General features: G+C 47.9%; 16 protein-coding genes. 1 reads left to right on the top strand and 15 read right to left on the bottom strand.

The window, feature by feature from the left end:
- Nucleotides 1-20: 20 nt before the first annotated feature.
- The gene (recU, locus tag KNP62_RS04375) at nt 21-647 is read right to left on the bottom strand and encodes a Holliday junction resolvase RecU (RefSeq protein ID WP_214783619.1); all 627 of its coding nucleotides are present in this window, start codon (nt 645-647) and stop codon (nt 21-23) included.
- A 357-nt stretch (nt 648-1,004) separates the two neighbouring features.
- Between recU and KNP62_RS04380 the strand changes: the two genes are divergently transcribed.
- On the top strand, nt 1,005-1,856 hold the full coding sequence (locus KNP62_RS04380) for a DUF3800 domain-containing protein (RefSeq protein ID WP_198930015.1): 852 nt from the start codon (nt 1,005-1,007) through the stop codon (nt 1,854-1,856).
- 38 nt (nt 1,857-1,894) lie between these two features.
- Here KNP62_RS04380 and nth read toward each other — a convergent pair whose 3' ends face one another.
- The 14 genes from nth to bshB1 form a co-directional block, all read right to left on the bottom strand.
- The gene (nth, locus tag KNP62_RS04385) at nt 1,895-2,554 is read right to left on the bottom strand and encodes an endonuclease III (RefSeq protein WP_214783622.1); all 660 of its coding nucleotides are present in this window, start codon (nt 2,552-2,554) and stop codon (nt 1,895-1,897) included.
- Complete coding sequence (locus KNP62_RS04390) at nt 2,554-3,138, bottom strand: DnaD domain-containing protein (protein WP_214783625.1); 585 nt, start codon at nt 3,136-3,138, stop codon at nt 2,554-2,556. Before KNP62_RS04390 ends, nth begins: the two co-directional genes overlap by 1 nt.
- A 62-nt stretch (nt 3,139-3,200) precedes the next feature.
- Nucleotides 3,201-4,502, bottom strand: coding sequence for an asparagine--tRNA ligase (asnS, locus tag KNP62_RS04395; protein WP_074034607.1), 1,302 nt, complete (start codon nt 4,500-4,502; stop codon nt 3,201-3,203).
- Between the two features lie 20 nt (nt 4,503-4,522).
- Nucleotides 4,523-5,710, bottom strand: coding sequence for a pyridoxal phosphate-dependent aminotransferase (locus KNP62_RS04400; protein WP_214783628.1), 1,188 nt, complete (start codon nt 5,708-5,710; stop codon nt 4,523-4,525).
- 20 nt (nt 5,711-5,730) lie between these two features.
- Nucleotides 5,731-6,216, bottom strand: a complete 486-nt coding sequence (locus tag KNP62_RS04405; protein WP_214783631.1) for a hypothetical protein — start codon at nt 6,214-6,216, stop codon at nt 5,731-5,733.
- The gene (locus KNP62_RS04410) at nt 6,213-6,398 is read right to left on the bottom strand and encodes a YpmA family protein (protein WP_015881492.1); all 186 of its coding nucleotides are present in this window, start codon (nt 6,396-6,398) and stop codon (nt 6,213-6,215) included. Before KNP62_RS04410 ends, KNP62_RS04405 begins: the two co-directional genes overlap by 4 nt.
- 63 nt (nt 6,399-6,461) lie before the next feature.
- Nucleotides 6,462-9,272 carry an ATP-dependent DNA helicase DinG gene (dinG, locus tag KNP62_RS04415; protein ID WP_214691912.1) on the bottom strand — a complete coding sequence of 937 codons (2,811 nt, stop codon included), beginning with the start codon at nt 9,270-9,272 and terminating at the stop codon, nt 6,462-6,464.
- Between the two features lie 106 nt (nt 9,273-9,378).
- Nucleotides 9,379-9,762 carry an aspartate 1-decarboxylase gene (gene panD, locus KNP62_RS04420; RefSeq protein WP_015881490.1) on the bottom strand — a complete coding sequence of 128 codons (384 nt, stop codon included), beginning with the start codon at nt 9,760-9,762 and terminating at the stop codon, nt 9,379-9,381.
- Between the two features lie 5 nt (nt 9,763-9,767).
- The gene (gene panC, locus KNP62_RS04425) at nt 9,768-10,598 is read right to left on the bottom strand and encodes a pantoate--beta-alanine ligase (protein WP_214783634.1); all 831 of its coding nucleotides are present in this window, start codon (nt 10,596-10,598) and stop codon (nt 9,768-9,770) included.
- Nucleotides 10,598-11,431 carry a 3-methyl-2-oxobutanoate hydroxymethyltransferase gene (gene panB / locus KNP62_RS04430; protein WP_214783637.1) on the bottom strand — a complete coding sequence of 278 codons (834 nt, stop codon included), beginning with the start codon at nt 11,429-11,431 and terminating at the stop codon, nt 10,598-10,600. Before panB ends, panC begins: the two co-directional genes overlap by 1 nt.
- A 224-nt stretch (nt 11,432-11,655) precedes the next feature.
- Entirely contained in the window at nt 11,656-12,618 is a 963-nt protein-coding gene (locus KNP62_RS04435) for a biotin--[acetyl-CoA-carboxylase] ligase (RefSeq protein ID WP_214691900.1), read from the bottom strand.
- Entirely contained in the window at nt 12,591-13,730 is a 1,140-nt protein-coding gene (locus KNP62_RS04440; RefSeq protein WP_214783640.1) for a CCA tRNA nucleotidyltransferase, read from the bottom strand. The genes KNP62_RS04435 and KNP62_RS04440 overlap by 28 nt, the downstream gene beginning before the upstream one ends.
- Nucleotides 13,727-14,848, bottom strand: a complete 1,122-nt coding sequence (gene bshA, locus KNP62_RS04445) for an N-acetyl-alpha-D-glucosaminyl L-malate synthase BshA (protein WP_214783643.1) — start codon at nt 14,846-14,848, stop codon at nt 13,727-13,729. The genes KNP62_RS04440 and bshA overlap by 4 nt, the downstream gene beginning before the upstream one ends.
- A complete protein-coding gene (gene bshB1 / locus KNP62_RS04450; RefSeq protein ID WP_214783646.1) occupies nt 14,845-15,528 on the bottom strand; it encodes a bacillithiol biosynthesis deacetylase BshB1 in 684 nt (227 codons plus the stop codon). The genes bshA and bshB1 overlap by 4 nt, the downstream gene beginning before the upstream one ends.
- Between the last annotated feature and the right edge of the window lie 71 nt (nt 15,529-15,599).

Below are 15,599 nucleotides of genomic sequence, written 5' to 3' on the forward strand. Positions count from 1 at the left end.
TCATGGTTCACTCCTTCTATTCAATCGAGCCATTGATCGAGCACCGCCAAATAGTCAATCGACGGCAAGGCTCTCGTCGGAACTTCAATCGCTTCCTCTTCGATAAAACGAAGTGGAATTGACTTGCGTCCCGTCAATCGTTGTTCCCACCACTGAACAAGTTGTTCCGTGGTCAATACATATTGCGTATTATAGCGACTAAAGCGGATGATGACAAAACAAATCCCTCCATGGCGTTCGCACTCGCGCATGTGTTCAATCTGGTGCTCGTGAAAGTTGCCGAGCGGAAACGACGTCTTATTATTCGTTTCTTTCGCTTCAAAGTCAATGTACTTGCCGCGATACACCCCATTATAGTCAGTCGTAGATGCCTGTTTGAAATAGGCTTCCGTCACTTTGGCTGCACTTCGTTTGGGGTAATCGACTTTGACGATTTGTAGCGGTGTCGGTTTCTTATGAATGACGGCTCGTTGATGGATTCGATAAAATTCATTCGTTTCATTCAACAATGTCTCCAAATTCATTCCGCGATTCGCATAGGTTGGAGAATTCGAGGGTTGTTTCGAAATTCCTTCCTCCTTTGGTGTCTTTGTCACTTTTGCTTTTTTACCGTTTGGATAATGGAACAATGTTGTCACCCCATACATACATATTAACAGGTCGCTCCACTCGTTCCTTCCGTCTCAGGTCTGATTGTCGACTTCTGTCGGTCGACACTTGTGTGGATTTACCGCAACACATATCGTACCAAACTCCCGTATGTTAAACTAGTATGTAAGCGATTGTGTATCCAAATTGAAAAGCTCTCGTCACGTAAGACTTGATTGTTTTTCTATGATAATAGCACCTCTTCTGTTTAACCAAGATTGTACATCGATAAACCTAATTGATGTCATTCTGAAAAAAAGTGTGCAATACCTGTGCAATGGACGGCTGGAAATGCCGTCTGGAAATAAAATAGAATGCTTAAAGACGTTACTGTTAAGCCGTTTTGGAGGGATTGGATGGAAAGTGGAAAGAAGTATGTCATGTTCGTCGACGAAACAGGTACACCGAAAGGAAACACGCAGTTCAATTTGACTGGTGTTCTGATGGAGTACAAATATTCAATCGATGCGGATGAGACTGGAATGCCATGTGAATTGAAGCGACGTCTTCACGCGTTCAAGCGAGATGTTTTTAAAACCGAGCAAATCCCGCTTCATTTAAAAGAAATTTTAAAAGCCGAGCATCCTTATGGGAAAGAAGATGGCATCACAATCGACATGTTGCGTGATTTTTGGGACAAGCTACCTGATTTTTTGCGAGGAATCGATTGTACAATCGTCAGTGTTGAAGTCGATAAACAAAAACTACATGACTTTTATTCGACGCCAAAAGATCCGTATGTAGTCGCCTTCGCCCACTTGATGAAGTCGTTCTATGCGTTTTTAGAGGAAACAGAGGCGGTCAGTGCACGCGTCGTCCTCGAATCACGAGATGATTACCAGAACTTACTCATTCAAAAAGCATTTTTTGATATTTTCAACTCGGGCACGGTCCATCTCGATGTCGAAAAGAGTCGTCAAAAAATTAAAGGGTTCATCTTCTCTGAGAAACAGAACACGATGTATCAATCCGGTTTAGAAATCGCTGACCTCGTCTGTCTCCCACTTTCACGTGTCCGTCGAGGTGTGATCGAGGTAAAACCACGGTTCGTCCATTATGGGGACGAGAACCGAATCTTTAAAGCAATCAAGGACAAAATTTACATTCGTAAAGAAAGTCCAGACCAAGATTTCCGCAACTGGGGCTTCAAAAAGGTACCCATCACGAAAAAGCGTCGTGAGTGGAGCGACCATCCTTGGAATCATTAACACAAAAATGCATCGACACACATGTGCCGATGCATTTTTTATGTCGTGACTTTCGCGGACTTCATTCGTTTCTTTCCTTCCCGACACATATGAAGAAGCGGGCACGTCTCACAGGCAGGTCGCTGGGCTTTACAATGATAGCGTCCGAAGAAAATAAATTGATGATGGAGTTGTGACCACTCCTCGCGTGGGAACTTCTTCATCAACGTATCCTCGACTTGACGGACGTTATCTTTCCAGCGGCAAATGCCAAGACGCTTCGACACCCGCTCGACGTGGGTATCCACGGCAAAGGCCGGCTCAAGGAACGCGACCGACAGGACGACGTTGGCCGTTTTACGACCGACACCTGGAAGGGCCTCAAGTGATGCCCGGTCCGACGGCACGATGCCGCCATGCTCGTTCACGATTTTTTCAGAGAGTGCCTTCACGTTCTTCGCTTTGTTCCGATACAATCCAATGCGTTTGATTAACGCCTCAATCTCTGAAACGTCTGCCGCAGCCATCGCTTCGACTGTCGGAAACGCTTCAAACAAGCCCGGTGTCACCTTGTTGACGAGGGCATCCGTCGCCTGGGCGGAGAGGGCCACGGCGACCACTAATTCGAATGGGTTTTGATGCGTCAGTTCGCAATGCGCATCCGGGAACATTTGCCTCATCGTATCAGACACTTCTTGTAACTGGACTTTCGTCAACATCATTTATTCCTCCGTTGATATTCCACGACATCCTCAAGCGTCTCGACTTGATGGTCCTGCCAGACGCGTAAGATTTTATCCATGTATTTGAAGTTTCGAACATTCCGAAGTTTCGCTTCGCGTAACGCGGCCATAATTAGTTCTTCGCTGAAATTATCTTCCGTCATCCATCCGACGATTTGTTCAATCTCGAACGGAGTGATCGTCCCAAATTCTCGTTCGAACGTATGGATGATATTTTCATTCAACGTCTGTTGCGGTACAACTTTCTCTTCTCCTTGCAACGCTTCAAACAGAGGTATTAAGCTGTATCGCTCGCCATTACTCGAAGCGTCAATGGCAATCAATTCTTTTTGCAACAAGCCGAGTAACACAGAACGCGCCTCATTCTCAGAGACGTTCAACCGTTTTCCTAATTCGCTTGGGAGTGGCATGACGATGCCTTCTCCAGTCATTTCAAGAAGATGGACGATGAGACTGAATTCGACAGGCGATAAGTCGAGTCGTCTAGCGTCAGTGAACAGTTTGCGCGGAATAACGACCGGACTTTGCTCGAATAATTGAATCAATTGATGTGCATCCATGTCGCACTTCCTTTCTAAGACACATCAATCGGGGAGGACATGACGTCTTCCCCGATTAATCGTTAAGGGTGGATTCGGTTTAATAAACGTGGGAATGGAATGGCTTCACGGATATGCTCGATTCCACTGATCCATGCAACCGTACGCTCAAGTCCGAGTCCAAAACCAGAGTGCGGGACCGAACCGTATTGACGAAGTTCGAGATACCAGTCGTATGCATCCGTTTCATCAAGACCTTCTTTAATGATCTCTTCTTTCAAACGATCGTAATCGTCTTCACGTTGTGATCCCCCGATGATTTCTCCATATCCTTCTGGTGCAATCAAGTCTGCACAAAGAACGAGCTCAGGATTCTCAGGGTCCACTTTCATGTAGAACGGTTTGATTTCTTTTGGCCAGTGCGTGATGAAGACTGGCTGGTCGTGTGCGTTAGCAATCGCCGTCTCATGCGGTGCACCGAAATCGTCGCCGTATTCGATATCGTCGAATCCTTCTGATTTCAAGAATTTGATTGCATCTTCATAACGGACACGTGGGAAAGGTGCTTTCACTTGTGCCAACTTCTCAAGGTCACGTCCAAGGAATTCAAGTTCATCCTTACAGTTCTCAAGCGCGGATTGTGCGATGTATGAGACGTATTGCTCTTGAATCTCAAGGTTCATGTCGTGATCGAAGAATGCCATCTCTGGCTCAATCATCCAGAACTCAATCAAGTGACGACGTGTTTTTGATTTCTCTGCACGGAAAGTCGGTCCGAACGAGAAGACTTTACCGAGTGCCATTGCAGCGGCTTCCATATACAATTGGCCCGTCTGTGAGAGGTAAGCGGATTGACCGAAGTAATCTGTCTCAAACAACTCTGTCGTGCCTTCTGGTGCACTGCTCGTAAGGATTGGTGGATCGATTTTGACGAATCCTTCTTTATTAAAGAATTCATACGTCGCACGAATGATTTCGTTACGCACTTTCATGATTGCGTGTTGGCGACGTGAACGGAGCCATAAGTGACGGTTATCCATCAAGAATTCCGTTCCATGTTCTTTCGGTGTGATTGGGTAATCCACTGACTCTGCAATCACTTCTACATCTGTCACTTCTAATTCAAATCCGAGTGGCGTACGTCCACCATCCGACTTGACGTTACCTGTCACCCAGACAGAAGTCTCTTGTGTCACACCTTTAGCAAGAGTGAACAATTCTTCAGAGACGTCAGCCTTCACGACGACTGCTTGTGCAAATCCGCTACCGTCACGTAGTTGAAGGAAGGCAATCTTCCCGCTAGAACGTTTGTTGGCAATCCAAGCTCCGACGCGGACCGTCTGTCCTTCGTAGTCTTTAAATTGGTTAATCGAAATTGTTGTCATGTTCATTTCCATCCTTTCGCTTATCGAGCGCGCTTCGTAATGAAGTCTTCTACTCGATCGAGCGCTTCTAATACGCGTTTTAATTCTGTTGCATATGATAATCGTACGTAGTCTTCCTGTCCAAAACCAGAACCTGGAACAAGTGCCACGTTTGCCTCTTCAAGTACTGCCTCGCACCAAGCATCGACTGTGTCGTATCCACTCTCAGTCGCGGCAACTTTCGCATTGGCATATAAGTAAAATGCACCTTGTGGCTTCAAGCAAGTGATTCCTGGAATTTGTTCGAGACGGTTGTAAACGATGTCGAGTCGCTCTTCGAATGACTGACGCATCATCTCTACATCATCCTGTGGTCCATTGTATGCCTCAACCGCTGCCGCCTGAGCGACAGATGTCGGGTTTGATGTGGAGTGAGACGCTAAGTTTGTCATCGCGCTGATGATTGTCGCATCACCAACGGCATATCCGATACGCCACCCTGTCATCGCATGAGATTTTGAGACACCGTTGATGATGATCGTACGTTCACGCATATTCGGTAATGTCGCAATCGATACGAATGTTGCGTCACCGTAAATCAACTTCTCATAAATTTCATCGCTCACGACGAGAAGATTATGTCGAAGAACGACATCAGCGAGTGCCTGTAACTCTTCTTTCGTGTAAATCATTCCTGTCGGGTTTGAAGGACTGTTCAATATGACTGCCTTCGTACGATCTGTAATTGCACGTTCGAGCAGTTCAGGTGTCAATTTGAAGGATGTGTCTTCATTTGTATCGACATATACAGGTTCACCGTCAGCGAGTTTGATTTGTTCTGGATAACTGACCCAGTAAGGTGTCGGGACGATGACTTCGTCACCTTCATCTAAAATCGCTTGGAACAATGCGTAAAGCGCATGCTTTGCACCCGAAGCGACCATGACTTCATTCCGCTCAAACGTCAGCTGGCTGTCCCGTTTCGTTTTTTCAATGATGGCGTCCTTCAACGCGACCGTTCCGCCCGAAGGTGTATATTTCGTATCGCCATCACGAGCCGCTTGGCAAGCAGCATCGATGATTCGTTCCGGTGTATTGAAATCAGGCTCACCTGCGCCGAGTCCAATGACATCTTTGCCCGAAGCCTTGAGCGCCTTTGCTTTAGCTGTAATCGCTAATGTTGTCGACGGCGTGAGTTGTTTCACTCGTTTCGCTAATAGATGTTCCATCATTATCCCCCTCTAATTCGTCACATTTGATCGGTCAATTGGACGCGTCGAATAAACTCTCCAGTCTGTAACGTGTAATACGAATACGTATAAGATGCGTCTGCCTTTGTGACCACTTCGACGAGCGCTCTCTCGTCGAATCCGTACTTACAACTGATGAGTTGTCCGCCTGTATCTTGGACAGAACGAGCGCAGACGTCATTCGCATTCACTTCACCAATTTCACGTTGTTCAATTTCGAACTCGTCATCGAGTGGAACGAACCAAATCGAGTCTCCGTCCTCTTCCTGAAAAACGACGTATGCCTCTGTCCCATTGAACAGCTCTCCTTGTCCCACTTGAACGTCTGGCGATTCCTCGTTCAATCGAATCAAGGCTTCCTCGATGAGTTGTTCCTTTTGATTTTCTGTGTGTCCAATCGTGAATCGATACATCACGCTAAAGACAAGGACGACACCGAGCAGTGCCGCCAGTAACGAGACGATCCATTTTGTTTTTCTGGTCATTCTGTACGATAGATGGTGAAGACCATCTCTTCCTTCTTCGGATCATTCACTTTCTTTTCAAGCGAAAGGCCGAACATCAAATCTTGACTTTTTAACGTCCGATTCAATAAATCGACAATCTTATAAACGTCCGCCGTCGGTTCGATGCGCACACTCGCAAGCGTCTCAATATTCGAATTCATGTTGACTCCTCCTCCAAAACCTATACGTATCATTATAAAACGATAACATCATGATGCCTAGCGTTATCTATCATTTCTTGTCACAGAGTTTTCCTTTTCATCTAAGAACAATTCTAACTCGGATAAGGATGTCTCTAGCGTCCCTTCAATCCGGTCCACCTTCGGTAAGCTATTGATGAATTGTTTCCCGTAACGAGTCGTCTCGACACGGCGATCGAACACAAAAATCGCACCATAATCCGATTTCGATCGAATCAATCGACCGACACCTTGTTTGAAACGAATGACTGCTTGAGGAAGCGAAAGCTCGAAGAATGGGGATTTCCCCATCGATTCAATTTTTTCCGAACGGGCTTGCATGATTGGTTGATCAGGCGGCGCGAACGGAAGACGTACGATGACGAGGCACGTCAACGCCTCACCTGGAATATCGACACCTTCCCAAAAGCTGGCCGTCCCGAATAAAATCGACTGTTCCATCCGCTTGAACTGTTTCGTCAATCGGCTTCGCGATCCCCCACTGACCCCTTGAGCAAGTAGCGTATAAGAAGGGTCGAGATGATCTTTTACTTGTTCGTAAGTGAGACGTAACAATTCATTCGAGGTGAAGAGGACGAGCATTCGCCCTTTTGTCACGTTTGCAATTTGAACAATCGATTGAGCGGTCTGATCAACGAACTGAGGAAGCGGCACATCATTGATCAACGGGAAGTCTGACGGAACAAACAGTTTTGCCTGTTCCTTAAAGTTGAACGGTGAAGGCAATACGACTCGTCTGACCGGTTCTCCTTCAAGTCCGAGTCGTCGCTCCATAAAACTAAACTTGCCCGAGACCGTCATCGTCGCTGACGTCAAAATCGTCGGTCTCTTCTTAAATAATCGTTCGTGCAGCAACGGACCGATTTCAACCGGTTGCGTGTAGACCGATGTCAACTTACGGTTGCCTAAATTCAACTCGACCCAACTGACCGCATCATCATTACGTGTCAGCATCGTCTCATAAATGACACTTTCGAGCTCACGGACGTCGCTAATCAATGTTTTCAAATCACTCAAAAGTGCGCGTTGTTTGAACGTCATGTGCTCTTTACGCTCATCGAGCAGTCGATGGAGATGTCTGAGTGACGTCCGTAGTGTACGTAACTTGTCCTCTAATCGATTCGCCACTTCACGAATCGGCCTGAATGATGCGCCTTCTCGCTCGAATCGAACGGTTTGCCGGGGTTCTTTTTTCTTTCCTAGCGACTGTAGTGCCGTCAAGAGGTCTTCGAGCTCTTCTTCGACCCGTGCGAGCGCAGAATCAATCTGTTGACTGAACGCCTCTGCCTCTTCTGTCACAGACGTCAAATCGGCTAGCTGAATGATCCGAGAATGAAACTTCCCGTCCGCACCGTATCCGAACCATTTGAACAACCGATCAAATTGGATGGCGTCAAACGTCACACCGAAATGGTGAGAGGCCACTTCTTCGACTTGATGTGCCTCGTCTAAGACGAGTGGAGTATCGGTCGGTAAGATGCCTGCCTGATGCTGTAAATCAGAGAACAAGAGCGCGTGATTCGTGACAATCAAATCTGCTTCTTTCGAACGGAGGACTGCTTTTGTGAAAAAGTCTCGGCTATACCAAGGGTCGAACCGTCCGAATTCACTTGAAGCATCAGCTTGAATCAACCGTTTAAAAGAAGCCGGACCTTGCGTCGCAGATCCTGGGAATGAGAGTTCCTCTAAATCCCCTGTCTCAGTCTCGGTTAACCAGACGAGTACCATCGCCTTACACATCGAAACCAACAATCCATCATTCGACTCATCGAGTACCATCTCGAATTTACGTAAATCAATATAGTTCCGTCTTCCTTTTAACAAGGTGAATTCAATTTCCGGAAAGATTTGTCGAAGTACCGGCAAATCCCGGTTCAGGAGCTGTTCCTGTAATTGAATCGTATGCGTACTGATGACGACAGGGCGCTTCGTCTCAAGTGCATGATGGGCACTCGGGATTAAGTACGCCAACGTCTTCCCGGTTCCCGTCCCCGCTTCGACTAACAACGTTTCCTCGTCGTCTAATGCTTTATAAACGTGACGCATCATTTCAAATTGACTTTGTCTCGGCTCAAATTGATCAAAGATTGACGGGAGCGTTTCTTCGATCGTGCGAAGGAGAAACGGTTCAAAGGGCTCTCGTTCTTCTGCCGGAACGAACGTATCGCTTGGACGGTGTAACGCAATCTTCCGATGAATATCAAAACGCGTTTCGTCGTCTGGTCGAATCCCAACCTCGAGGATGATTTCATCGAGCAACGGCTCGACATGACTCGTCCACGATTCAGACAAATCGCGAAGTCGTTTCAATGTCACGACAGGTAAATCGCGCAAGCGCTCGAGCATTCGGATAAAAAGCTCGGCCGTTGCTTCCGCATCACTAAGTGCGCGGTGTGCGTCTGTATGTACAAGGTCGAATGTCTCAGATAACGCTTCTAGGGCATGACTCTCAAGTGTCGGGTAGAGGATGCGAGCGAGTTCAACCGTATCAATGGCCCTCCCCTGAAACGAAAGATAGCCCGCTTGTTCAAGGCTCTCGTTTAAAAAAGTTAAATCAAATGCGACGTTATGCGCGACAAATACCCGTCCATCTAGCATTTTCCAAATGTCGGGAATCACTTCTTCAAATGTTGGTGCATCACTTACGTCATCATCGCTAATCGTTGTTAATTGCGTAATAAAAGGTGGGATTGGTCGACCCGGTCGAATCAAGGTGCTGTAGCGCTCGATCACTTCACCATCTTGTACAACGACCGCCGCAAACTCAATCAGTTCATCACCGGACTTTACGGAATGACCCGTTGTCTCTATATCCACAATCACATACGTGTCCATAACATCCATCCCATCTTAGGCACGCTCGTGCTTTCTGTCTGTCTCATCTTACCATAGAACGAACGACGAAAAAACGGGGATGCCTTTGTCGACACCCCCGAATGTTTTATAAAATCGTGTGAGCGATTTCTTCGTAAAGAAGTTGATCGACCTCGTTTTGCTCGTTCAATACGGCTACTTTTGGACGATGCGTTTTCGCTTCTTCTGCAGTCATTTGACCGTACGCCATGATGATGACAACATCACCGACCTGGAAATGTCTTGCTGCCGCACCGTTTAAACAAATCACACCAGAACCACGTTCGCCTTTGATGACATACGTCTCGATACGAGCGCCATTATGGTTGTTCGTGATGTGCACATGTTCATTTTCCATGATGCCGACTGCATCCATCAAATCCTCATCGATTGTAATCGAACCGACGTAGTGTAAGTTTGCTTCTGTCACCGTTGCTTTATGAAGCTTTGCGTGCATAAATGTACGAATCATTGGATTCATCCCTTCTTCCAAATCACATTATCAATCAATCGGGCTCGTTCGAATTGAACGGCCACCGCCATCAATATTTCTTTCGAATCGCTTGAAGCGTCAGCAAGCGTCGGGTAGTCAACGAGTTCGACATAGTCGATTTGACTGTTCGGGATCTCGTGTAATCGTTCGGTCAGTCGTTGCTTCACTTCTTCAAGATCATGACCTGCCTCAAGTGTTTCTCGCGCTGTCGTCAATGCTTTAAAGATTTGACTCGCATCTTCTTTTTCAGTGTCTGACAAATATACGTTTCGAGAAGACTTGGCTAGTCCTGTCTCCTCACGAATAATCGGGCAGCGTCGAATCTCGACCGGGACAAAATAGTCTCGGACGTAACCTTCGATGAGTGCTACTTGCTGGGCATCTTTCAGACCGAAATAAGCACGGGTCGGTTGAACAAGGTTAAATAATTTCGAGACGATTGTCAACACACCATCAAAATGGCCGGGACGACTCGCCCCACATAATACATCCGCCCCTTTGCGAACAGTGACGCGCGCCATATCAAGCGGGTACATCGTCTCCGTCGTCGGATAGAAGAGGAGATCGACACCAGCTTCTCGTGCCAACTTTTCATCTCGTTCGAAGTCACGAGGATATCGATCGAGGTCTTCGTTCGGACCGAACTGAGTCGGATTGACGAAAATACTCATGACAACGAGGTCATTCTCACGTCGCGCGTTCTCGACGAGACTCATGTGTCCTTCATGCAAATATCCCATCGTTGGCACAAAACCAATCGTTTGATCCGTTGGCAACGTGTGACGTAACTCTTCAACTGTTGATACAATCTTCATCATTTTCCTCCATACAGCGAGTCGAGCAATGACTCATCCATTGTGAACGTGTGACGTTCAAGCGGGAATTGTCCAGCTTTCGTCTCTTCCACATAAGAGCGGATGGCCTCTGTCGCCACTTCATTCACGTCGGCATATGCCTGAACGAATTTCGGTAAGCGGTCCACGCCATATTTCAACACGTCATGATAGACGAGTACTTGTCCGTCTACCTCTGCCCCGGCACCGATTCCGATGACTGGAATCGTCAACTCTTCTGCGATTCGTTTCGCCAACTGATGCGGCACACACTCAAGGACGAGCATTTTCGCACCGGCACGTTCGGCAGCCAAGCTATCTTGAAGCAGTGTCTCTGCCGCCTCAAGGGATTTCCCTTGCACTTTATACCCTTCTAGCACACCGACCGATTGCGGGGTCAACCCTAGATGGGCAACACAAGGCATTCCTACTTGAGTGAGTCGTTCAATCGTCTGAAGAACTTCACCCGCACCTTCTAGTTTGATTGCATCCGCATGTCCTTCTTGGAAGAGACGGGAGGCAGCCTGAAGTGTTCGGTCAAAATCACCATGGTATGTCGCAAATGGCATATCCACTACGACGAATGTGTTTTTCGCCCCACGGCGAACAGCCTTCGAATGGTGAAGCATATCTTCTGTCGTCACCGGGATTGTCGAGTCATACCCGAGGACGACCATCCCTAGAGAATCACCGACCAAAATCAAATCGACACCAGCCGCTTCGGCAAGTTTGGCTGACGGATAATCATACGCCGTCAACATGACGAGCTTTTCTTGCTCGTTCATCTTTTTCAATAATGAAGTCATCGTGTGCATCTGTTTCTCCTCCTAAACGTGGAGACAGGAAAGAATAAACGCCTTCTTACACGGTTGGCAAGAAGGCGCACGAAAAACAATTTCATGGTTTTCATGAGTAGTGTCCTTCTGTCCCTGTCAAAATGATCAAGGCAGACAACTGATTGTGACAGTCTGCAAGCGCGGTACACTTCAAAAACTGATAGCGTCCGACACATTAAGTATAGTCGATGGTCTCGCTTTCATCAATCATTCCACACTGCAATCTCAGCAGAGTAGACGGGTTCAACCTTTCCTTCTTCTTCAAGAAGCAATGCGCCCTCTTCGGAAATCCCTCGCATAACCCCTGTACGAGAAGTACGAGAAGCGTTCAACGTGACTTTTTCATTCAAGTAGGCGGCATGTTGCATCCAATTAATCCGGATTGGATCAAAACCACTTTCGAGGAATCGGTCATATTCGACTTCAAGTTCAGCCAGTAGTTCAGCCAACAGTTCACTTCGACGGAATCGCTTTCCGGTCTCTAGATAAAGAGAAGTGGCCCGATGAGCTAACTCGTCTGGAATCTCCTCACCATTGACGTTCATCCCGAACCCTAGGATGACAGCCTGAATCCGATCACCCTCCGTCTGCATCTCTGTCAAAATGCCACCGATTTTCTTCCCATTCAATAATAAATCATTCGGCCACTTGATCATGACATCAAGATTTTGATGGTTGAGCGCCCGTGCGAATGCACTCGCTGCCATCAACGTGAGTTTCGATGCGTCTCGAATCGGCAAATCCGGTCTTAAGATGATGCTCGCCGCAATATTGACATGTTTTGGGTTATGCCAATGACGACCGAGTTGTCCTCGTCCGGCAGTCTGTTCTTCACTGATGACAATCGTTCCTTCCGACACATGCTGTTGCGCCAATTCATGGGCGATTCGTTGTGTCGTATCGACTTGTTCATACGCATGGACCGTCTGACCGAATCGACCTTTACGGAATGAGACAAATGCTGGTTCATCCAGACGGTCACTCTGTTCAATCAGTTGATATCCTTTACGGGGGATGGTATGAATCGCATATCCGTCTTGCTTCAACGTTTCAATGTGCTTCCAAATAGCGGTACGTGAAATATTCAATTGGCGCGCCAATTCTTGTCCGCTCCACACTTCCCCATTTTGTAATAACGTCAAGACACGCCCGCGCGTTGAAGCCATCGTCTCGCCTCCTCTTTTAATACGGTCCCGTGATTCGGAATCTCTTGTGAAATGACACGTCGTTCGAGATCAAGCAATAGATGCTTGATCGCCTCACCTGTCGCACCGATTTCAAGCGCATCCCGTCCATTGAATTTCAGTTCTTGGCGGGACTGGATTGGGAGTGACTCCTTCAGTTCACGACTGCGGTCTGGTTCACCATTCATTTTAAAATAAGTCGAGAGAGTCCGCTCATCCGTCGTGTAAACCGTCATCACATCGAGTCCGGTCTCACAGAGCTGCGCAAGCACTCGAGCCTCCCGCTTGATTGCATTCGATCGTTTCCATGGCAGTAGCCATGCCTCATCTTTTGCGTGATAGAGGAAGATGGCCCACCCACTGACCGCATTCACTGGAGTGCGATCATCTTGTTGCACCCGTTGCATCAGTTCGGTCGTCACGTTCGGTAGATGACGATGGATGCCGAGCTCGACCATCTCTGCTAACGCTTTTCGATAGGCCGGTCCCGTCAACAATTTCTCAAACTCGATTGCGATGCGTTCCATTGCGATTTGTTCAAGTTTGTGACTAAGTGAACTCGCTGCGTGACGCAATTCTTCGTGTAACGTGAAGTCGAGCTGAGACATGAAACGGAGCGCACGCATGATGCGAAGGGCATCTTCACCAAACCGCTCGAAAGGACTCCCGACCGTGCGAATGATGCGTTCATCTAGATCGTGTTGCCCTCCGAATAAATCGACGACTTGTCCGTCATGAAACGCCATCGCGTTCATTGTGAAGTCACGACGTAACATGTCCTCTTCAAGCGATACACCGAGTGCGACATGGTCCGGACGTCTTGAATCTGAATATGATCCTTCCGACCGGAATGTCGTCACTTCGAACGGATGATGGTCGATGATGACCGTGACCGTTCCATGTTCGATACCGGTCGGGACCGATTTCGGGAACAGTGCCATCACTTCTTCCGGGAAGAGGGACGTGGCCAAATCGATATCGTCGGGCAAATTCCCAAGGACATAGTCCCGAACGGCTCCACCGACGATATACGCCTCGCCGCCATGTCGTTCAATCGTCTCAATGATCTGTTTTGCATACTCCCATTCTGTCATGATGTCACCACCTGTTCATACAAGCGTTCATATTGTGTCACGATGTCTTGTGAGGCGAATCGTTTCGATTTCACCAACCCGTTTTGTCTGAAACGCTCCTGTAACGTTGCGTCTGTCAACAGCTGTTGCATGGCCATAGCGGCTTTCATTGCATCGCCTCGTGGAACGACGAACCCGTCCTCACCGTCCGTGATCACTTCAGGTAGTCCGCCGGCGTCACTGACGACCGACGGGACTCCCGTTGCCATCGCCTCGAGTGCCACAAGTCCGAACGCCTCTTTGTCTGATAAGAGAACATGGACGTCACTAATGGAGAGCAGTGCAGCGACTTGCTCTTGTTTCCCGGCAAAGATGACTTGATCTTCAAGACCCATCTCCGTCACGAGGCGGCGCATGGCACCCATGAGCGGGCCGTCTCCGACGAGTAACAGTTTTTTATTTGGAACGTCCATCTTGTCGAACGCCTCGAGGACGAGGTCGACGCGTTTGACGGGACGGAAGTTTGAAATATGGATCACGACCCGGTCGTCTATCGTCAAGCCGTATCGTTCCCGTAAGGTTGGGTCGAATTGTGGAGTGTACACCGATTCATCAATAAAGTTGTGAATGACTTGAATCGGCAAATTGCTAGCAATCCGCTCCTCCGTCTCCCGTTTCAAACTGTGCGAGACGGCAGTAATCGCGTTGGATTGGCGCAACCCATATAAAATCGCCGGTTTCAATTCCTCATCCTCACCGAGAACGGTGATATCGGTTCCGTGTAGCGTCGAGACGATCGGCGTCTTCACACCGGCCATCTCCCGACCGAGCGCGGCACACACGGCATGTGGTACGGCATAATGCGCATGAATGACATCGAGCCCGAACGACTGGATGACACTCGCAATTTTCGCGGAGAGTGTCATATCGTACGGTGGATAGCGAAAGACTGAATATTGGTTGATTTCGACTTGGTGGAACGTGATATTCGGATGATAGGCGTTCAAACGAAACGGCATACTGCTCGTAATGAAATGAACGTCATGTCCTCGGTCTGCAAGCTTCATGCCGAGTTCCGTCGCTAAAATCCCCGAACCACCGACAGATGGATAACAAAGAATTCCGATTCGATACGTCATGTGAGCTCACCTGCCCGTTTCACGACATACGGTCGCACCCGTTTCAACCCTTCCGCATACGACACGCCAATCAAACTCCCAAAATGGCGTTCACGGGCAATGACCCGTTCCACGTATGCATCGGTGAGCGGTGTTTTCACCCCATCGACTGGAGTGAACTGGCTTGCGTAACATTGGAGTGCCCGTGTCTTCACTTCAATCGTGTCACTAATATCAACGCATACATCCGGCTCGACATGTGCATTGATCATATATTGATACACACTTTCTGGTCGATATGCCGGAAGCTCCGGTACATATTTTCGAATACCCGCGTTGAATAACGCCTCTGTCACGAGATAAGCGCATGCCGCATGGTCGGGATGGCGGTCGACTTCATATGGATACAATAAGTGCGTTGGACGCTCACGTCGAATCAAGGAGACGATTGCCTTGAGCTGTTCTTCTCCCCCGTCAATTCCCCGGTCTTTAAATCCGAGATTGATTCGACGGACACCAAGCACGTCATCTGCCATACTGGCTTCTTGTTGTCTCGTTTCTACATCACCATTTGAAGAAAGTTCCGCTCTCGTCAAATCGACGTACACGACCTCAATCTTCTCTTTCGTCCATTGGGCAGTCATCCCTGCAATCCCGATCTCGATATCATCTGGATGTGCCCCGATGGCTACTACTTTCATTTACATCACCTCTTCTTTGAAAAGTATAGCCGACTCGTTTCTGAATGTCATATGTTCAGGGTAGTCAATCG

The sequence above is a fragment of the Exiguobacterium sp. s183 genome (assembly GCF_018617655.1).
GTDB classification, from domain to species: Bacteria; Bacillota; Bacilli; order Exiguobacteriales; family Exiguobacteriaceae; genus Exiguobacterium; species Exiguobacterium aestuarii_A.